Below are 18581 nucleotides of genomic sequence, written 5' to 3'. Positions count from 1 at the left end.
GGGTGCGTCAGGCGGTCGCCTCGCGCAGGGCGCGGCGGCACAGCGCGTCGGCCCTGCGGGTGGTCTCCGGCTGGCGGAAGTCGCGGGCCAGCCGGAGGGTGTGGGCGACGGCGTTGTCCAGGCCGGTGCGGTGGCCGACGGAGACGTAGACCGGTTTGGTGCCGTCCCGCGTGCGCACCGCCCGGCCGACCTCCTCCCCCGCGTCCAGGAGCGGCGACTGGTCCCCGCGCCGGGGGCCGGGCGGTTCGCAGGTGAAGGTGAACGGGTTCTTGGCGACGCCGATGACCGGGAGCCCGGTGAGGACGCCGAGGTGGCTGGCCAGCCCGAAGCGGCGGGGGTGGGCCCTGCCGTAGCCGTCGCAGACGACGAGGCCCGGGTCGCCCGGCAGGGACTCCAGGGCGGCGAGCACGGTCGGGATCTCGCGGAAGGCCAGCAGCCCGGGGACGTACGGGAAGGTGACCCGGCCGACGGCGGTGGCCTCGGCCACCACCTCCAGCGTGGCGGCGTCGAGCACCACGGCCGCCGCCGCGACGACGTCGCGCTCGTCGTCGTAGGCGACATCGACCCCGGTCACCAGGCCCGTTCCCGGCGGCGGGCCCGGCTCGTCGAGGACCACCCGGGCGCGCAGGGCGTCCTGGACGGCACGGGCTTCGGCAGCGTCGGCGGGCATCTGAAGTGCTGTCATGATGCCGCCGACTCTAGAGTGCTTCCCTCCAGTAGCCTGAGATCATGTTCGTACTCGAGCTGTCCTACACCGCCCCGCTGGACCGCGTCGACGCGTTGCTGGACGCGCACGTCGCCTGGCTCGACGCGCAGTACGCGGCGGGGGTCGTCATCGCCTCCGGGCGCAAGAACCCCCGGGACGGCGGAGTGATCCTCGCGGTCGGCGACGACCGGGCGGCGATCGAACGGCTGGCGGCGAGCGACCCCTTCGCCGCCGAGGGCGTCTGCGCGTACCGGATCACCGAATTCATCGCCACGAAGACCTCGGACGCGCTCGCCCCCTACCGTCAGCGGCTCTGACGCTTTCGCGCCGGAACGGCCTCGTCCCGGGTGCGCCGTCCGCGACGGGGCACGTGAACAGGCAGCGGTGTGCGGTGATGCAGCTCACGCCGCCTCCCGATGCACGGATCGGCGACTTCCGTCGTCTGTACGAGTGCCGGGAACCGTTCGTCCGGTCGCGAGAGGGAGCAAGTTCGTGTCCACGGTCATCGAACAGTCCGTACAGGCCCGCATGGTTGCGTCCGCGCCGCAGATGGAGACCCTGCCCGCCGTCCTGAGCTACGACCGGGCAGATCCCTTCGCCGTGCGCATGGCGTTCCCCGCGCCGGCGACGCTGGAGGGGACGGAGGTGTCCTGGGAGTTCTCCCGGGAGCTGCTCGCCGCCGGGATGGAGGTTCCGTCCGGCCTCGGCGACGTGCGGATCAGGCCATTCGGCTACGACCGCACGGTGCTGGAGTTCCACGCCGCCGAGGGGATCGCCATGGTGCACGTGCGCACGGCGGATCTGCGCCGCTTCCTGCGGCGGGCGCAGCAGCTGGTGCCCTGCGGCCACGAGCGCCGGTTCCTGGACCTGGACCGGAATCTGACCGAACTGTTCGGCTCCCGCTGACCCCTCGGCCCGCGCGGACGCGCCCGCGCGGGCCGGTAAATCCGATTGCCCTCTCCCCGGGTCCCCCGTACCGTCTGCGGTGTCCTTGTTGTCGCCGAACGGAGTAGGACGTTGCTCGTCTGAGGTCTTGAGACACCGTGCCGCACGCCGTGTCAGGTTTTCGCCGTCCGCGTGCCCGAGTGTGACCTCAGCTCTCCGAGCCGTCCTCCGTGACCAGGGCCTTCCCTCCGTACTTCCGGAATTTCTCGTGGAACGCCCGTGGCCGGTGTCTCGCCCCGTTGCCCTGTCCGTTCCCCGCAACCGGGAGATGCTCATGTCTGCCCCCGCCACTCACATCAGCTGCTCGTCGCTCTCCTTCACCTGGCCCGACGGCAGCCGGGCCCTGGACGACTTCCACCTCACCGTGCGCCCCGGCCGCACCGGGCTCATCGGTCTCAACGGGGCCGGCAAATCGACCCTGCTCCGGCTGATCGCCGGGGAACTGCGGCCCACCGGCGGCCAGGTGAAGGTGGCCGGCGAGGTGGGCTACCTGCCGCAGAACCTGGTCCTGGACACCGGGCTGCGGGTCGACGCCGCCCTCGGGATCGACAGGGTCCGCGAGGCGTTGCACGCCATCGAGGCCGGTGACGTCGGCGAGGAGCGGTTCGCCGCCGTCGGCGACGACTGGGACGTCGAGGAGCGGGCCCGCGCCATGCTCGATGAGCTGGGCCTCGGACACATCGGGCTGGACCGCACGATCGGCGAGATGTCGGGCGGCGAGTGCGTGCTGCTGCGGCTGGCCGCGCTGCTGCTGGCCCGGCCCGATGTGCTGCTGCTGGACGAGCCGACCAACAACCTGGATCTGTACGCCCGTCAGCGGCTCTACGCGGCCGTCGACGGGTGGCACGGGGTGCTCGTCGTGGTCAGCCACGATCGCGAACTCCTGGAACGTGTCGACCAGATCGCCGATCTGCGGGACTCCGCCGTCACCTGGTACGGCGGCAACCTCACGGCGTACGAGGCGGCGCTCGCGGTGGAGCAGGAGGCGGCCGAGCGCATGGTGCGGGTCGCGGAGGCCGATGTGCAGCGGCAGAAGCGTGAACTGGCCGAATCCCAGGTGAAATCGGCCCGGCGCAAGCGGTACGGGCAGAAGCTGTTCGAGCAGGGGAGCGTGCCGAAGATCGTCGCGAGCGCCCGCAAACGCTCCGCCCAGGAGTCGGCGGGCAAGCAGCGTCTGACGCACGCGAGCCGGCTGGCCGACGCGAGGGAGCGCCTGGACGACGCCGTGGACGCGGTGCGCGACGACGACGAGATCCGGATCGAACTGCCGCAGACCAAGGTCCATCCGGGCCGGGGCGTGCTGGTCCTGCGCGATCTGGAACTCGCCCACGGGGCGCGGGTGCGGGGGGAGTACGAGGTGCGCGGCCCCGAGCGCGTCGCGCTGGTGGGGCGCAACGGAGCGGGCAAGACGACGCTGCTGCGCACGCTCGCCGGTGAGCTGGCGCCCGTCTCCGGCGAGGCCGCCGTCGATGTCCCGCTGCGTTTCCTGCCGCAGCGGCTCGATGTGCTGGACGACGCGCTGAGCGTGGTGCAGAACGTGGCGCGGTTCGCGCCGGACGCCACGAACAACCGGATCAGGGCGAGGCTGGCGCACTTCCTGTTCAGGGGGGCGCGCGCGGACCGGGCCGCGGGGACCCTGTCGGGCGGGGAGCGGTTCCGGGCCGCCCTGGCCGCGCTGCTGCTGGCCGAGCCGGCGCCCCGGCTGCTGATGCTGGACGAGCCGACGAACAGCCTGGACCTGGCGAGCGTGCGCCGGCTGACGGAGGCCCTGGAGGCGTACGAGGGCGCACTCGTCGTGGCGAGCCACGACGTGCCGTTCCTGGAGTCACTGGGAATCACGCGCTGGCTGCTGCTCGACGGGGAACTGCGGGACACCACGGCGGAGGAGGTGCGCGCCGGGCTCTGAAGGGGCCCGCCGAGCGAGGGGAGGCGGTCGCCGAGGGGACCCGGACTCGGCGGGCGGAGGCGGGCGCCGAGGACCCGGGCTCGGCGGGCGGAGGCGGGCTCTGGAGGGCCGGGCTTGGCGGGGACCTTAACGTCGCTTTAACCTACGGTCTCGTAACCTACGAGTCCGTAGGTAATTCTCCCGTCCCCAGGAGCCCCCGTGACGATCGCCTCTCCCCACCTCGGCAGTTCACAGACGTGGACCGATGCCCACCTGCTGTACGCCCTCGAAGAGGTGGTGGAGAAGGAGCTCAACCGGCACCTCAAGGTCGCCAAGGACTGGATGCCCCACGAGTACGTTCCGTTCTCCGACGGCCGGAACTTCCCCGGTGTGTTCGAGGACGGCGAGGCCTGGCGGGCCGACCAGTCCAAGGTCACCGACATCGGCAAGATCGCCCTGGTGGTGAACCTCCTCACCGAGGACAACCTCCCCAGCTACCACCACGAGATCGCCTCCCTCTTCGGCCGTGACGGAGCCTGGGGCAGCTGGGTGCACCGCTGGACGGCCGAGGAGGGCCGGCACGGCATCGTGATGCGCGACTACCTGCTCACCTCCCGCGCGGTCGACCCGGACAAGCTGGAGCAGTTCCGGATGGCGCACATGGCGGAGGGCTTCGAGTCCGACAACCGCCACTCGATGCTGCACTCGGTGGCCTACGTGGCCTTCCAGGAGCTGGCGACCCGGGTCTCGCACCGCAACACCGGACACCAGTCGGGCGACCCGGTCTGCGACCGCATGCTGGCCCGCATCGCGACCGACGAGAACCTGCACATGGTCTTCTACCGCAACCTCCTGGGCGCCGCCTTCGAGCTGGCCCCGGACCTGACGATGCAGTCCGTGCGCGACGTCGTCGTCAACTTCCGGATGCCCGGCCACGGCATGCCCGGCTTCGAGCGGGCCGCCGCGCAGATGGCGATCGGCGAGATCTACAACATGCGCATCCACCACGACGACGTGATCCAGCCGGTACTGCGCTACCTGAAGGTCCTCGACATCGACGGCCTGGGCCCGGAGGGTCTCCAGGCACAGGAGGAGCTCGGCCTGTACATGAACGGGCTGGACGGTGAGGCCGCGAAGTTCGACGAGAAGCTCGCCGCGCGCAAGGCCCGGATGGCGGCCCGCGCCCGGGGCTGACCGCACAGGAGCCGCCGCCCCCGGTCCCCGGCGGGGGCGGCGGCTCACGGTCTTTCCCAGCCCTCCCCCGCCGGGGTGCGCGTCCGGCCGCTCACTCCCGGACCGTGACCTCCGCGTACGCCGCGTCGCGCACCTCCGCGTACGCGTGCCGCCGCAGCAGCCTGAGCTGGGTGCGCCACGGGCCGGTCCAGCCCGTGTGCCGGCCGCCCACCGCGACCAGCCGCACCGCGAGCAGACCGTGCGCGAGGCCGCCGTCCTCGGCCAGGCGCCCGGCCACGGCGAGCAGCCGCTCCGCCCCGTCCGCGTCCTGCGGTACGCCCTGGCGCCTGCCGTACTCGGAGGCGGTACGGGCGGCGAGGCCGGGGCGGCCCTCGTGCAGCCGGGCGAGCCGGTCCAGCGCGGCGTGCAGGGCGTCCGGCCCGCTGTCCGGGTCCACGGCCCTGACCAGCAGTTCGACGGCCTGCGGTACGTGGTCGCGGTGGCGGGCGAGCAGTTCACCGGCGGCGGTGAGGACGGGCCGCAGGGTGTCGTCGGTGCGCGCTCCGGCCGCCGAGGCGATCCGCTTCACGAGGTGGACGGCGCGTTGCCGCGCGGGCCGGTCGCGGTCGCTGCCCGCGTCGTCCATGGCGACGGTGTCGGCGAGCGTGTCCAGCGCTCCCAGCAGCGCCCGCGCGGCCTCCCCGGACGCGGGCGCGGCCCCGGCCAGCGCGTCGGCGGCCGAGCGCCAGGAGCGGCGGCGGGACAGATCCGTCGTGGCGGCGGCCAGTACCGCACCGATGCCCGGCTCCCACGGTATCCAGCGGGCGACGACGGCATGGGCGGAAGCGGCCTGCTCCTCGTCATGGGTGGCGCACGCCTCGCGGACCAGGCGTGCGTATCCGGTGCGGTGCTCGCCGGGCAGGTCCATGGGCCGCACGCGCAGCACGGCGGTGCGCAGGACGGGGGCACCGGCCGCCGCGTCGGCGAGCAGCTGCCACATCCGCTCGTCGCCGAGCAGTTCGACGGCTCCGGCCACGCAGGCGGCCCGGACATCGGGGTGCTGGCCGGGCTCCGCGTAGGCCTCGGCGACCAGGGCGGCGGCCGTCCGGCGGGGCAGCCGGGACACGGCGAGCCGGACGGTCTCCTTGCGGCTGGTCACCTTGCCGGTGCCGGGTGCCAGGCGGGCCCGGAGCACCGGGGCGAGCACGGAGGGGCGGACGTGCCGGGCGGCCCGGCCGGCGGCGAAGACGGCGACCCGGGCCCGGTCGTCCCCGGAGCGGGCGAACAGGTCATCCAGCACGTCGCCGGCCCGGTCGGTGTGGCCGAGTGCGGTGAGGGCGGCCTCCGCGAGCACCACGTCGGCCGCACCGGTCCACTCCCGCAGCGCATCGGCGCCGGTCGCGGGGATGCGGGCCAGGGAGGCGATCGCGGCGGCCCGGGCGTGGAGCGGCAGCTTCTCGTCCCTGGCCGCGCGCCGCAGGGCCCGCGCGGCGGCGCGGTGCTGGCGCGGGACCCAGCGGCGGATCTCGGGGCCGGGGTGGACCGCCCACGGGGTTCCGGGTGTCAGGAAGCGGCCGTGGGGCGGCGGGGTGGCGAGGTAGGGGTCGAGCAGGTCGGTGCGGCCGCGGGTCAGGACGCGCAGCACCTCGGGGAGGGTTCCGGCGGAGGCGTCCAGCGCGAGGAGCCGTTCCACACGCTCGCCCCGGTGCGCGGCCGGCTCCAGCCACAGCGCGACGGCGGTCCGGGCGGTGGTGGTGCTCCCGAAGCGGACCGCCTGCCACAGCAGTTCCTGGAGATCGGGCAGCCCGGCAGCGCGCCGGCCGAGCGCCCTGGTCAGCGCGAAGACGAGCCCGTAGTCGCTCTTCTCGGCCCCCGCCTCCAGCCAGGGCCGCAGGGCCTCGAACACCGCGTGCTCCTGGCCCCCGCGCAGGGTGCGGTCGAGCTGTCCGAGGTCGGCTCCCCCGGTGTTGCCGGAGATCCGGACCAGGGTGCGCAGCGACCAGCTGACCAGGGCGCGGCGGCCGGTGGCGGCGTGTTCGCGCAGCAGCCGCAGGGCCAGGGTGCTCAGCGCGTGCCGGGTGGCGTGGGAGGAGTCCCGGGCCTCGACGGCGTCGGCGGCGATCCGGTCGAGGGCGGTGTCCATGGTCTCGGTGAACAGGCCCGCGGGCACGGCCGCCAGGGCGAGCAGGGCGGCCGAGCGGACGGGGTCCTGTTCGTTGCGCAGCCGGGCCATGTCGTCCAGGAGGACGGCGAGCGGTCCTGGGGCGCCGGTGCGGGCGGCGTTGCGGACGAGCAGCGGCCAGGCGAAGGCCCGGTCCTCGGCCGCCGGCCTGCGGGTGGCTTCCAGCAGCGGCTCCCACACCTCGGCGGCCGGGAGGTAGGACCGGGCGAGCAGCACGGTTCTCCCGTCCTCGCCGCGTTCGGCCGCCCGGTCGGCCGCGCGCCGGGCCTCGCCGGCGACGCCGCTGCGGGGCAGCGCGTCGAGCAGGACCGCGTCCACGGTGGCGTGGCCGGGCGCGCGCCCGGTCATGACCGAGGTGTGGAAGGCGGTGCGGCGGCCCGGCGGGAGGACGGCGAGCAGCCGGGCCAGGCCTCGGGAGTTCTGCGCCATGGCCCGGCCCAGCTCCACGACGAGCCCTTCGGGCGCGGTACGGGCCAGGCGGAACAGGGCTCCGCGCCCGATCGTGGTCCCGCCCCGCTCCAGCACCGTCCGGGTTCCGGGGCGCAGCAGGAGCCGGGCGGTCCCGGCGGGGTCGGTGGCGGCGAGAGCGCCGATGTGGCGGGTCAGCGGCGACGGCAGCGACGCGGGGCCGAAGCGTACGAGCAGGTCGAGGACGCGGGCGGGCCGGAAGGCGACGGTGGCCGCGACGGCGGGTGCGTGGCGCTGCCACCACTCGGCGCGCTGCGGCTCGGCCAGTTCGGCGAGTTGGCCCTCGACGGCGTCGAGGAGGGGATCGGGGTGCCGGCGGGCCAGGGTGCCCCAGCCGCGTACGGCGTACAGGAGAGCGGGCAGCAGCCGGGCCGCGGTCGGGGCGGGGCAGCCCGGGAGCAGCACGGTGGCCTCGGCGTCGCCCCAGTCGGCGCGTATCCGGTCGATCAGCCGGGCGGCGAGTTCGGTGCGCCCGTCGGTGACGACGGCCCGGAGCAGGCGGCGGCGTACGGTGCGGGGGAGGTCGTCCAGGGCCTGTTCGTACGCCTCGTCCGGTACGCCGAGGCTGCGCGCGGCCCGCAGGGCGTGCCCCTGGACGAAGGGGTCCGGGTCGGCGACGCGGGCGCCGATCCACTCCCGGTCGGCGCCGACGGCCGCGGCGACGACGGCCGTCCCCCGCTCGTAGGGCCCGCCCTCGTCCAGCTCTTCCAGCACGGCACGCAAGGTGCCCGAAGCGGACAGAACGCGCGCGCGGGCGGCGAGTTCACGCATGCGCCGCGGGTAGGGGAGGGGGTCGAGAGCCTTCAGCAGGGCATCGGTCATGGGCCGATTGTGCCGTGCGGGGGCGGGGCCCCCTCGGGGGCGTGGGGGACCGTACGCTGTGCCGGTGAAACCTGTGACCCGCGTTGTTCTCATCGGTGTGCCGATAGCGATAGCCGTCTCCATCGTCTTCAACAGCGGCGGAGACGCCGCCCTGCCGAAGAACTCCCCCACCGCCGAGGCGTCGGCCACCGTCCCCGCGAACCCCGACCCGTTCGCGGCGGCGGACGAGGAGGAGCGGGGCGAGATGAACAAGCGGATCGAGGCGGCTCCCGCCGGGCTCGCCACCCCGGCGATGCGGGAGATCGCGTGGAAGCTGCTGGCCAGCGCGGAGGGCTCCACGCTGGACTGGCGCACCCAGTACGCGACGATCGAGGACAGTGGCGACGGCACCGGCTACGCGGCGGGCATCGTGGGGTTCTGCTCGGGTACGCACGACATGCTGGCGTTCGTCGAGGCGTTCACCGAGGACCATCCGGACAACCCGCTGGCGCCGTTCCTCCCCGCGCTGCGCAAGGTCGACGGCACCGGTTCGCACGAGGGCCTGGACCCGGGTTTCACGGCCGCGTGGAAGAAGGCGGCCGAGGACGCGGCGTTCCGCGAGGCGCAGGACGAGGTCCGCGACAAGCAGTACTTCGAGCCGGCGGTGCGGCTGGCGAAGCTGGACGGGCTGGGGACGCTGGGCCAGTTCATCTACTTCGACGCCATGGTGCTCCAGGGGCCGGGCCACGAGGCCGACTCCTTCTACGGCATCCGGCAGGCGGCGCTGGCCGAGGCGGACACGGTCACCGAGGGCGGTGACGAGTCGGCCTATCTGGACATCTTCCTGGACACCGCGCGGGCCGTGATGAAGTCGAAGAAGACCCAGCACGACACTTCGCGCATCGATACGGCCCAGCGCGTCTTCCTGGAGGACGAGAACCTGGATCTGGAGCCGCCGCTGACCTGGAAGATGTACGGCGAGACGTTCCGCATCGCGTCGTGACCCGCAGGGCCCGCGCTACCTGCGGGCGTCCTGCCTGACCGGCCCGGCTGCCCGGGTCGTTCCCGGCGCCGGGGCGGCCAGGATCGATCAGGGCAGCCGACCGGGGGCGGCGCCGGCCGACGAAGGCGACGCCGAAGCCCCCACGGGCGGGCCGGGTTCAGGCCTGCTCCCGGCCGACTCTGCGCAGCCGTTCCCGCTCCTTCTCGGAGAGGCCGCCCCATACGCCGAAGCGCTCGTCGTTGTCGAGGGCGTACTCCAGGCAGGCCTGCCGTCCTTCGCAGGCGTTGCACAGCTGCTTGGCCTCCCGGGTGGAGCTGCCCGGGGCGGGGAAGAAGAACTCGGGACCCGCCTGCGCGCACAGGGCTGTCTCCTGCCAGGCGAAGGCGGGGTCGGTCGCGGTGTTGATCGGCATGGGCACCACAGTGCCCTGCCGCGATAAACGACTGATCAACGCCGCGTCAATCGGCGCCACGCCGTGGTGGCCGGAACAGTCCCCGGCCCGCTCCCCGCCCTTGACACCGGCATACGCCGCCGGCCTCGGCGTACAGCGGCGGGGCTCCGCGTTCCCCTCCCTGCCGAGAACGGCTGAATTGAGCGCAGCGGCGGCCGGCGGCTCCGGGGTATGGGGCCCCATCCGGCCGGTCCGCCGGGTGTCGGTGGTGCGTGGGACGATGGGCCCGTCCGGGCCGGTGCGGGACCGGAGCCGCGGCAAGGGGCGCGGGGGACAGAGGGACGCTGATGACTGAGGCCGGGTCCACGGAGGGCGGGGCACCGACCGGGCGGGCCGCCCGGGAGCTGCTCGCGCGCGCCGACAGCCTGCTGGAAGCGGCCCGTGGAGTGCTCGCGGACCACGCCCGTGCCGTCGCCGCCGTGCGCACCGCTCTGGACCCGCTGCTCGACGTCCTGGTCCGCTCCGGCCTCGCTTCCATCCCCGTCTCCCGCCTCAAGGACGTCACCGAGGGCCGGCTGCGCCTCGGCGCGGTCGAGCAGGCGGGCTTCACCACGGTCGGCCAGGTGTACGGGGCGAGCCGCCACGAGCTCCGCCAGATCCCCGGCGTCGGCGCGCAGACCGCCGACCAGGCCCTGGCCGCGGCGGGCCAGATCGCGCACGCGGTGCGGGACACCGTCGCGGTGCGCATCGACGTGGACGCCCCGGACGACGCCACGAGCGCCCTGGTCGGCGCGGTGTACCGGCTGGTGGAGGCGGGTCCGGACGTACGGCGCGCGGTGGACGGGGCCCGCCGGCTCGCCGAGCGCCTGGAGCCCTTGCTGACGGCGGCCGGACCGGCGCGGGACCGGCTGCGGATGCTCTTCACGGGACGGCGGGCGCGGGCCGGGGCGCGGGAGGCCGTGGCCGGCGTCCGGGCGGCCGTCGCCGACGCGGTGGAGCGTGAACTGCCGTTGCTGTTCGGGCAGGTGTCGGCCGACCTGCTGCGGGAGCCGGACTCGCCGGTCGCCGCCTGGGTCGACTTCGAGCTGCGCCCGGCCGAGTACTACAGCCTGCTCGCCGAGATGTCGGGCACCGGCCCCGACCGGGACGCGGCCGAGGGCTTCCTGCCCTCGGGCATCGCCGGCCGGGTGCGCGGGCTGCGGCTGGACGACACCCGGCTGCGGGTCTCGCTGCGCGGCTACCAGTCGTTCGGCGCGCGCTTCGCGCTCGCGCAGAAGCGGGTGATCCTAGGCGACGAGATGGGGCTCGGCAAGACCGTCCAGGCCATCGCGGCCCTGGCCCATCTCGCGGCGGGCGGGGAGACGCACTTCCTGGTGGTGTGCCCGGCGAGCGTCCTGATCAACTGGACCCGGGAGATCCGCGCCAGGTCCACGCTGCGCGCCCTGCCGGTGCACGGGCCGCAGCGGCGGGAGGCGTTCGCCGAGTGGCGCGAGGACGGCGGGGTCGCCCTGACCACCTTCGACACCCTGCACACCCTGCCGGACGCGGAGGACAGCGGTGTCCGGCCCGGGATGCTCGTGGTCGACGAGGCCCACTACGTGAAGAATCCGGCCACCCGCCGCTCCCAAGCGGTGTCCGGCTGGTCGCGGCGGACCGAGCGGGTGCTGTTCCTGACCGGGACGCCGATGGAGAACCGGGTGGAGGAATTCCGTAACCTCGTCCGCCGGCTCCAGCCGGAGCTGGCCCCCGCCATCAGCACGCGGCACGGCGCCGCGGGCTCGCAGGCGTTCCGCCGGGCCGTCGCCCCCGCCTATCTGCGGCGCAACCAGCAGGATGTGCTCACCGAGCTGCCCGCCCTGGTGCAGGTGGACGAGTGGGAGGAGTTCAGCGAGGACGATCTGCGGGCCTACCGGGAGGCGGTGGCCACCGGTCATTTCATGCGGATGCGCCGGGCGGCCTACGCGTGTCCGGAGAGCTCCGCCAAGCTGAACCGGCTGCGCGAACTGGTCGCGGAGGCGGCGGGCAACGGCGCGAAGGTCGTGGTGTTCTCCTACTTCCGCGAGGTGCTGGAAACCGTGCGCGAGGCTCTGGGGGACGGCGTGTTCGGCCCGCTGTCGGGGAGCGTGGCGGCGGCAAGGCGCCAGGAGCTGATCGACGGCTTCACCGCGGTGCCCGGCCACGCGGTCCTGCTGAGCCAGATCCAGGCCGGCGGCATCGGGCTGAACATGCAGGCCGCGTCCGTCGTGATCCTCTGCGAACCGCAGATCAAGCCGACGACGGAACACCAGGCCGTGGCCCGCGCCCACCGGATGGGCCAGATACGGACGGTCCAGGTACACCGGCTGCTCGCGGCGGACAGCGTCGACCAGCGGATGCTGGACATCCTGGCCCGCAAGGAGCGCCTGTTCGACGCGTACGCCCGGCGCAGCGATGTCGCGGAGACGACCCCGGACGCCGTGGACGTGTCGGAGGGGGCGCTGGCGCGCCGCATCGTGGAGGAGGAGCAGCAGCGGCTGCGGACCGGGACGGACGAGCGGACGCTGCCGGTCGACGGCTGAGGCGCGGCCGCTACCCGCTGTGCCCGGGTACGGTCCCGTCCCGGTCGGCGACGAGCAGCATCCCGCCCATGCCCCGGTCTGCGTGGCTCTGCACGTGGCAGTGGTACATCCAGGCGCCCGCGCCCACGTGTTCGCCCGCGATGACCTGGAAGCCGAAGGAGTCCGCCGGTCCGACGATCTTCGTGTCCACGATCCGGCTGGGGTCGTCGGGTCCGGTGAGCAGACCCGTACGGTTGTCCGCCCAGCGGTGACCGTGCACGTGGAACGTGTGGTAGAAGTCGCCGTGCGTGATCATGACGACTTCGAGGCGGTCCCCGAGCGTGGCCTCGAAGTCGGGGCTCCTGCCGGCCGGGGTGTTGTTGATCGACATGTCGTTGAAGACGATCGTGATCGTGCGGTCCGGCAGGATGTCGCCCCGTCGCCGGACGACCAGCGGCCCGTACAGACCCTTGCGGATGCCGCCGGTTCCGTGGTCCGAGCCGACGGCGTGGTCGTGGTAGTGCCAGTAGCCGGCGCTGCCGGGCTGCCAGGTGCCGTCGCGGCGCGGGCCCGGGGTGTGCGTGCGCCAGGTGTAGGTGCGGGTGCCGCCCGGCTCGACGGTGCTGTGGTTCATCCGGGTGCCGTCGCTGGCGATGTCGTAGTCGACGCCGTGCGCGTGCAGGCCGGCCGGCACGTCCAGGGTGTTCACGAACTCGATGTGCAGGGTGTCGCCCTCGTTGAGCTCGATGAGCGGCCCCGGGACGGTCGCCCCGCCCTTCTCCAGCCCGTAGCCCAGCCGGCCGTCCGGCAGCTTCTCCACGTACATCCGGATGTGGCGGACCACTCCCCCGGCGGGCGCCCGTCTCAGCGGGTACGGGGTGGCGACGGCCTCGGAAGGGGGGAGGGACAACGATGTCACACCGGTCGCGGCCGCGACCCCGCCGCCCATCAGAATCCGCCGGCTGAAGCTTCTGCGGTCCATCTCGAACTCCCCACTGCTGGACGGGTGCTGCCGAGGGCTCGGCGACGGGCCGTGACGAACCCGGGGATCATTGTTTACCCACAGTAAGGAGAAATCGCGTTTCCGTGCCGCCACAGCCGTGGCGAGTCGCGGAGCGGGCGCCCGGGATCAGCCGGCCGCGGTGTCCGTCGCCGCGTGCTGGGGCATGTGGTCGCGGCCTCCGGGGTGGCGGTGGCGCCACACCCAGAAGACCGTGCACGAGACCAGCGACCAGATCGCGAGCACCAGGAAGGGGAAGATCCGCTGATGGCCCTGGTAGTACACGGCGGTGTGCTGGGCGTTGACGGAAGCGCCCGGGGGCAGCCAGCGGCCGATGTGTCCGAGCAGCGAGGGCAGCAGCGGCCAGGAGACGGCTCCGCCGGAGGACGGGTTGCCCAGGAGCACCATCACGCCCCAGGTCGGGAGCATCGCCCAGCGGCCGATCAGGGTGTTGAACATGGTGAAGACCATGCCGGAGGTGAACATCGTGAACGCCAGGATCAGCCAGGACTCCACGAAGGGCAGGTCGACGGCCCCGAGCAGCCAGTCCACCACGGAGGCGATGGCGAAGGCGCCGAGCAGCGAGTAGGCGAGCGTGAACGCGATCCGCTCCAGCGGGATCAGGTCCCGGGCGTGCACGCTGAGCTGAATGGCACCGACGAAGCCGACGATCACGGCGGCGAGCGAGATGTAGAAGAGGGCGAGTCCGCGCGGGTCGCCCTTCTGGAGGGGTTTGACGTCCCGCACGGCGACCGGGATGCCGAGTGTGTCCCCCACCTTCACCGCGGACTCGGCCAGCAGCTGGGCGACGGCCGCCCCGGAGGCCGCGGCCACGTCGAACCGCACCCCTTGCTCGCCGGACCGCACGATCGCGAAGACCTCCTGCTCCTCCAGCGCCTCGCGCGCGGCGGCCGGTGTCGGGAAGACACGGATGACCAGGGAGGCGTCCAGGGCCTTGTCCATCGCGGCGACGAACTCCTTGCCGCGTGCGGTGTCGGGCCGGCTGACCACGGCGGTGGGGATGCGGTGCGGGGTCGGGTTGGCCATGGCGTACGTGTAGGAGCCGGCGAAGAGTCCGGCGGCGGCAGCGAGGATGAGCAGCAGGACCGTCGCCGGGAAGTACGGGGACTGTTTGAACCCGGCCCACTTCTGGCCCCGCGTCAGCGGCCGGCCGTGCGCCCCGTGCGGGGCGTCGGGCCCGGCGGCGGGCGCCGGTTCGCTCATGCGTCCGCGTCCTTGTCGCGGCGGGCGCGACTGGGCTGGACCCGTTTCGGTTCGCCGGGCATCTTCGGGTACTCGGGCGGGTAGGGCAGGTCGCCGGGGCCGCCGTCGCTCGCGTGCCGGTCGGCGAGTTCGAGCAGCGAGTCGAGCCGGAAGGCCTCCTGGTCCATGCCGGCGTGGACATCGCCGTGTTCCGCGTACCGCACGGGCATGGTGCGGATGTCGAAGTCGCGGGGTTCGGCGTCGTCCAGCTCCTCCCAGCGCAGCGGTGCGGAGACCGGGGCGTGCGGGAAGGGGCGCACCGAGTAGGCGGAGGCGATGGTCCGGTCACGGGCCGTCTGGTTGTAGTCGACGAAGATCCGCTCGCCCCGCTCCTCCTTCCACCAGGCGGTGGTCACCCGGTCCGGCATCCGGCTCTCCAGCTCCCGCCCGACGGCGATGGCCGCGCGCCGGACCTCGGTGAACGTCCAGCGCGGCTCGATGGGCACGAAGACGTGGATGCCACGGCCCCCGGACGTCTTCGGCCAGCCGCGCAGCCCGTGCTCGTCCAGGACGCCGCGCAGTTCGCGGGCGGCCAGGACCGCGTCGGCGTAGCCGGTGCCGGGCTGCGGGTCGAGGTCGATGCGCAGTTCGTCGGGGTGGTCGGTGTCGCCGCCCCGGACCGGCCAGGGGTGGAAGGTGAGCGTGCCGAGGTTGGCCGCCCAGATGACGGCGGCCACCTCGGTGGGGCACATCTCCCGGGCGGAGCGCCCGCTCGGGAAGGCGATCTCGGTGGTCGGAATCCAGTCGGGGAGGTTCTTGGGGGCGCGCTTCTGGTAGAAGAACTCGCCCTCGACGCCGTCCACGAACCGCTGGAGGGTGGTCGGCCGGTCGCGCAGGGCGCGCAGGATGCCGGGACCCACGGCGAGGAAGTACTCGGCCACGTCCCTCTTCGTGTAGCCCTTCTCCGGGAAGTAGATCTTGTCCGGGTGGGAGAGCCGGACCGCCCGTCCGGCTGCTTCCAGCTCCACCGCTGTGCCCGCTGCTGCCATGTCGGCCACCGTAGGCCGGGCACACATATGCCGCATATCGGGAGACTCCGCTCGCCGTACGGTTCACAATCGGTCCATGGACCTGCCGGTGATGCCGCCCGTGAAGCCGATGCTCGCCAAGTCGGTGAAGAAGATCCCGCCGGGCATGCAGTACGAGGCCAAGTGGGACGGCTTCCGGGCGATCGTGCACCGGGACGGCGACGAGGTGGTGATCGGCAGCCGGACCGGCAAGCCGCTGACCCGGTACTTCCCCGAGGTGGTGGCCGCGGTCCTGGACAGTCTCCCGGAGCGCTGTGTGGTGGACGGTGAGATCGTCGTCGCGTACGACGGCCGGCTGGACTTCGACCGGCTCAGCGAGCGCATCCATCCCGCCGACTCCCGGGTGCGGCTGCTGGCCGAGCGCACCCCGGCCGCCCTGGTCGCCTTCGACCTCCTCGCGCTGGGCGGCGACTCGCTCCTGGACACCCCGCAGGCGGACCGGCGCGCGGTGCTGGAGGCCGCGCTCGCCGGGGCGTCGGCGCCGGTGTACCTGGCGCCCGCGACCACCGATCCGGCCGTCGCCGGGGAATGGTTCGACCGGTACGAGGGGGCGGGGCTCGACGGTGTCGTCGCCAAACCCCTCGACGCGCCCTACCGGCCCGACACCCGGGCCATGTACAAGATCAAGCACGAGCGGACCGCCGACTGCGTGGTGGCCGGGTACCGCCTCCACAAGAGCGGCCCGGTCGTCGGCTCCCTGCTGCTCGGCCTCTACGACGCGGCGGGCGCGCTCCAGCACGTCGGGGTGTGCGCGGCCTTCCCGATGAAGCGGCGCGCCGAGCTGGTCACCGAGCTGGAGCCCCTGCTGACCGGGGTCGACGACCACCCGTGGCGTGCCTGGGCGCGGGCCGAGGCGCACGAGGGCGCCCGGCTGCCCGGCGCCCCGAGCCGCTGGTCGGGGAAGAAGGACATGTCCTGGGTGCCGTTGCGGCCGGAGCGGGTCTGCGAGGTGGCCTACGACCACATGGAGGGCGACCGGTTCCGGCACACGGCCCAGTGGCGCAGGTGGCGGCCGGACCGTACGCCGGAGAGCTGCACGTACGCGCAGTTGGAGGAGGTCGTGCGCTACGACCTGGCCGAGGTGCTGTCGGGCGGCGGCTGAGCCCCGGGGGCCGGGGCCCGGCCGCCCCCCGCTCTCAGTCCGCCGTGGGCGGCAGCGTCGGCGTGGTGCACGGCTCGTCGGACGCGGCGGGGCCGGACGAGGGCGATGCGGAGCTCTCCCCCGTGTCGCTCGGCTCCGGTGCCGGGGTGGTCGTCGTGCAGCCCGGGTCCGGCTTCGTCGTGCTCGGCTCCGGGTCGGGCGAGGTGCCCGGGTCGGGGCTGGTGCCGGGGTCCGGGGTGGTGCCGGGGTCCGTGGGGTCGGGCGAGGGGCCGGTGGTGTCGCCCGGGTCCAGGGAGCCCGATTCGCCCGGCGTGGGTCCGGTGCCCGGGTCCGGGTCCTGGGAGCCCGGCGCGGTCGGGCGCGTGCTGGGGCTGGGCTGCGGGCCGACCTCGATGCCGCCGCCGTCCTCGGAGCCGGGCCCGCCCACGGGGTGCTTGGGCTCCTCCGGGCCGCCCGCGCCGGGGCTCCCGGGGACGACGCCCTTGCCGTCGGAGACCGGGTGGGTGCCCTTGCGGTAGAACTCCAGCCAGGAGAGCACCGTGCGCAGATAGGTGTCCGAGTGGTTGTAGCTGAGGATCGCCCGGTCCAGGTCGGCGGGGACCGACAGGTCGCGCGGTCCGGCACAGAGGTAGGCGCCCGCGGCCAGCGCCGCGTCGTACACGTTGTTGGGGTCCCGGCGTCCGTCGCCGTTGCCGTCCCGGCCCCAGTGGGCCCAGGTCGAGGGGATGAACTGCATCGGGCCGACCGCCCGGTCGTAGGTCTTGTCCCCGTCGTAGGCCCCGCCGTCGGTGTCCGCGATGTGGGCGAACCCGGCGCCGTCGAGGACCGGGCCGAGGATCGGGGAGAGCGTCGTGCCGTGGGCGTCGACCCGGCCGCCGGCCGCGTGCCCGGACTCGACCTTGCCGATCGCCGCCAGTAACTGCCAGGGCAGCCGGCAGCCGGGGTCGCTGCGCCCGAGGGCGCTCTCGGCCTTGCGGTAGGCGGCCAGCACGGTGGCCGGGATGCCCGCCTCGGCCCATGACTGCTTGGCGGCCGGGGTCTGCTTCTCCCCCGCCCTGGGCGGCTTCGGGCTCTTCAGCGGCGGGAGTTCGGTGTGGTACGAGTCGTCGTTGGGCACCTCGGACCAGGTGACGTCCTCCGCCTCCTGGCGCTGCTCCGGGGTGTCCTTGTGGGCGGCGAGCTGGGGTGCCTGGGACGCGGTGAGCGCGGCCATCGCGGCGACGGCCGCCGCGGTGCCGCCGAATCCGCGGCGCATGGTGCCGTTGAACCTCATGCGTGCTCTCCTGTGTGGGTCACCGGGTGAACGTATCGATCGAGGAGATCCGCCAGCTGTCGCCCTTGCGGACGGCGTCCACGGCGAACATGGCCGCGGCGTAGGTGGTCTCCTCGGACTTGCCGGTACGGGTGTTGCTCTGGTCGGCGAAGATCAGCAGCCGGGCCCGGTCGCCGTCCAGCATCTCCACGCCGCTGTCGGTGACGGTCGTGGTGAGGACGAGCTTCTGCTTCGGCGCCTGGGCCCTGACCTCGGCGAGCATGTCCTGGTGCTGCTGGACCGCCTTGCCGGTCAGGTACTTCGCCACGGCGCTGTCCGCCTTGGCCGGTGAGGCGTAGTCGTACGAGAAGACCGCGCCGACGGCCTCGGTGATCTGGCCCTTCACCTCGCTGGTGCGGCTGATGTCGGTGAGCGCGGTGTTCTGCCGGCTGGGGTCGTCGCGCAGGCTCGCCGCCGAGGTGAACGCCCAGGCGGCAAAGGCGCCGAGCAGCACGGTCAGGGCGCACAGGACGGCGGGCAGCCGGACGCGGAGGCGGGGCAGGCGCCGGGCGGCGGGCTTCTTCCGGTCCGGGTCGCTCGCCGACTCCTCGTCCGGGTCGTCCCCGAAATCGCCCGCGGCGGCTTCGGGGAGGTCCTCGGACGCCTCATCGGGAGCGTCGTCGGGGGCGTCCTTCGCGGGGGTGCCGGAAGGCCCGCCGGGGCCCGCGGGGGTGCGGACGGGGGCGGTCGCGGTGCGCTCCGCGGTGGCGACGGTGGCCAGGCGGCGCCGACGGTTGACGAGGTGACGGGTCGTCGACATGTCCGGGGGTTCCTCTCGGTGCGGG

15 protein-coding genes are annotated in these 18581 nt (G+C 73.8%); 7 read left to right on the top strand and 8 right to left on the bottom strand.

What is annotated here, in order from left to right; genetic code table 11:
• Positions 1-7: 7 nt before the first annotated feature.
• Positions 8-685 carry an endonuclease V gene (locus tag P8A18_RS30255; protein WP_306059693.1) on the bottom strand — a complete coding sequence of 226 codons (678 nt, stop codon included), beginning with the start codon at positions 683-685 and terminating at the stop codon, positions 8-10.
• A gap of 44 nt (positions 686-729) precedes the next feature.
• Here P8A18_RS30255 and P8A18_RS30250 point away from each other — a divergent pair, with 44 nt between their 5' ends.
• The 4 genes from P8A18_RS30250 to P8A18_RS30235 all read left to right on the top strand — a co-directional run bounded on the left by P8A18_RS30250 (position 730) and on the right by P8A18_RS30235 (position 4730).
• Positions 730-1023: a YciI family protein gene (locus tag P8A18_RS30250; RefSeq protein ID WP_306059691.1), complete on the top strand. Its 294-nt coding sequence runs from the start codon at positions 730-732 to the stop codon at positions 1021-1023.
• Positions 1024-1198: 175 nt separating this feature from the next.
• Positions 1199-1612 (top strand): spore wall synthesis regulator SsgD, encoded by a 414-nt coding sequence (ssgD, locus tag P8A18_RS30245; RefSeq protein WP_018552494.1) that lies wholly within the window; start codon positions 1199-1201, stop codon positions 1610-1612.
• Positions 1613-1925: 313 nt separating this feature from the next.
• Complete coding sequence (locus P8A18_RS30240; protein WP_306059688.1) at positions 1926-3557, top strand: ABC-F family ATP-binding cassette domain-containing protein; 1632 nt, start codon at positions 1926-1928, stop codon at positions 3555-3557.
• A 198-nt stretch (positions 3558-3755) separates the two neighbouring features.
• Complete coding sequence (locus tag P8A18_RS30235) at positions 3756-4730, top strand: acyl-ACP desaturase (protein ID WP_306059686.1); 975 nt, start codon at positions 3756-3758, stop codon at positions 4728-4730.
• A gap of 91 nt (positions 4731-4821) precedes the next feature.
• Here the strand turns inward: P8A18_RS30235 and P8A18_RS30230 are convergent, their stop codons facing one another.
• The gene (locus P8A18_RS30230) at positions 4822-8181 is read right to left on the bottom strand and encodes a hypothetical protein (protein WP_306059684.1); all 3360 of its coding nucleotides are present in this window, start codon (positions 8179-8181) and stop codon (positions 4822-4824) included.
• 73 nt (positions 8182-8254) lie between these two features.
• Between P8A18_RS30230 and P8A18_RS30225 the strand changes: the two genes are divergently transcribed.
• The gene (locus P8A18_RS30225) at positions 8255-9163 is read left to right on the top strand and encodes a chitosanase (RefSeq protein ID WP_306061232.1); all 909 of its coding nucleotides are present in this window, start codon (positions 8255-8257) and stop codon (positions 9161-9163) included.
• Positions 9164-9320: 157 nt separating this feature from the next.
• On the opposite strand, the gene P8A18_RS30220 is transcribed toward P8A18_RS30225, so the two are convergent.
• Positions 9321-9575 (bottom strand): WhiB family transcriptional regulator, encoded by a 255-nt coding sequence (locus P8A18_RS30220; protein ID WP_018552499.1) that lies wholly within the window; start codon positions 9573-9575, stop codon positions 9321-9323.
• A 326-nt stretch (positions 9576-9901) separates the two neighbouring features.
• On the opposite strand from P8A18_RS30220, the gene P8A18_RS30215 reads away from it, so the two are divergent.
• Positions 9902-12112 (top strand): DEAD/DEAH box helicase, encoded by a 2211-nt coding sequence (locus P8A18_RS30215; RefSeq protein ID WP_306059681.1) that lies wholly within the window; start codon positions 9902-9904, stop codon positions 12110-12112.
• Positions 12113-12122: 10 nt separating this feature from the next.
• Here the strand turns inward: P8A18_RS30215 and P8A18_RS30210 are convergent, their stop codons facing one another.
• The 3 genes from P8A18_RS30210 to ligD form a co-directional block, all read right to left on the bottom strand.
• The gene (locus P8A18_RS30210; RefSeq protein ID WP_306059679.1) at positions 12123-13073 is read right to left on the bottom strand and encodes a multicopper oxidase domain-containing protein; all 951 of its coding nucleotides are present in this window, start codon (positions 13071-13073) and stop codon (positions 12123-12125) included.
• Between the two features lie 147 nt (positions 13074-13220).
• The gene (locus tag P8A18_RS30205) at positions 13221-14315 is read right to left on the bottom strand and encodes an ABC-2 transporter permease (RefSeq protein ID WP_306059677.1); all 1095 of its coding nucleotides are present in this window, start codon (positions 14313-14315) and stop codon (positions 13221-13223) included.
• The gene (gene ligD, locus P8A18_RS30200; protein WP_306061230.1) at positions 14312-15322 is read right to left on the bottom strand and encodes a non-homologous end-joining DNA ligase; all 1011 of its coding nucleotides are present in this window, start codon (positions 15320-15322) and stop codon (positions 14312-14314) included. The genes P8A18_RS30205 and ligD overlap by 4 nt, the downstream gene beginning before the upstream one ends.
• Positions 15323-15419: 97 nt before the next feature.
• On the opposite strand from ligD, the gene P8A18_RS30195 reads away from it, so the two are divergent.
• Positions 15420-16484, top strand: a complete 1065-nt coding sequence (locus P8A18_RS30195) for an ATP-dependent DNA ligase (RefSeq protein ID WP_306059675.1) — start codon at positions 15420-15422, stop codon at positions 16482-16484.
• Between the two features lie 34 nt (positions 16485-16518).
• On the opposite strand, the gene P8A18_RS30190 is transcribed toward P8A18_RS30195, so the two are convergent.
• Positions 16519-17757 (bottom strand): lytic transglycosylase domain-containing protein, encoded by a 1239-nt coding sequence (locus tag P8A18_RS30190; protein WP_306059673.1) that lies wholly within the window; start codon positions 17755-17757, stop codon positions 16519-16521.
• 19 nt (positions 17758-17776) lie between these two features.
• Complete coding sequence (locus P8A18_RS30185; protein ID WP_306059671.1) at positions 17777-18556, bottom strand: hypothetical protein; 780 nt, start codon at positions 18554-18556, stop codon at positions 17777-17779.
• Positions 18557-18581 lie beyond the last annotated feature (25 nt).

This window comes from Streptomyces sp. Mut1 (assembly GCF_030719295.1).
GTDB lineage: Bacteria > Actinomycetota > Actinomycetes > Streptomycetales > Streptomycetaceae > Streptomyces > Streptomyces castrisilvae.
The sequence above is the reverse complement of the archived record's forward strand: the minus strand, read 5'-3'. Positions and strand labels throughout refer to the sequence as shown.

What these genes read in the sequence shown, in the direction of transcription:
- P8A18_RS30255 (WP_306059693.1), bottom strand. Translation starts at nt 685, where the DNA reads ATGACAGCACTTCAGATGCCCGCCGACGCTGCCGAAGCCCGTGCCGTC.
- P8A18_RS30185 (WP_306059671.1), bottom strand. Translation starts at nt 18,556, where the DNA reads ATGTCGACGACCCGTCACCTCGTCAACCGTCGGCGCCGCCTGGCCACC.
- P8A18_RS30215 (WP_306059681.1), top strand. Translation starts at nt 9,902, where the DNA reads ATGACTGAGGCCGGGTCCACGGAGGGCGGGGCACCGACCGGGCGGGCC.
- P8A18_RS30230 (WP_306059684.1), bottom strand. Translation starts at nt 8,181, where the DNA reads ATGACCGATGCCCTGCTGAAGGCTCTCGACCCCCTCCCCTACCCGCGG.
- P8A18_RS30195 (WP_306059675.1), top strand. Translation starts at nt 15,420, where the DNA reads ATGGACCTGCCGGTGATGCCGCCCGTGAAGCCGATGCTCGCCAAGTCG.
- P8A18_RS30205 (WP_306059677.1), bottom strand. Translation starts at nt 14,315, where the DNA reads ATGAGCGAACCGGCGCCCGCCGCCGGGCCCGACGCCCCGCACGGGGCG.
- P8A18_RS30210 (WP_306059679.1), bottom strand. Translation starts at nt 13,073, where the DNA reads ATGGACCGCAGAAGCTTCAGCCGGCGGATTCTGATGGGCGGCGGGGTC.
- P8A18_RS30240 (WP_306059688.1), top strand. Translation starts at nt 1,926, where the DNA reads ATGTCTGCCCCCGCCACTCACATCAGCTGCTCGTCGCTCTCCTTCACC.
- P8A18_RS30250 (WP_306059691.1), top strand. Translation starts at nt 730, where the DNA reads ATGTTCGTACTCGAGCTGTCCTACACCGCCCCGCTGGACCGCGTCGAC.
- P8A18_RS30190 (WP_306059673.1), bottom strand. Translation starts at nt 17,757, where the DNA reads ATGAGGTTCAACGGCACCATGCGCCGCGGATTCGGCGGCACCGCGGCG.
- P8A18_RS30220 (WP_018552499.1), bottom strand. Translation starts at nt 9,575, where the DNA reads ATGCCGATCAACACCGCGACCGACCCCGCCTTCGCCTGGCAGGAGACA.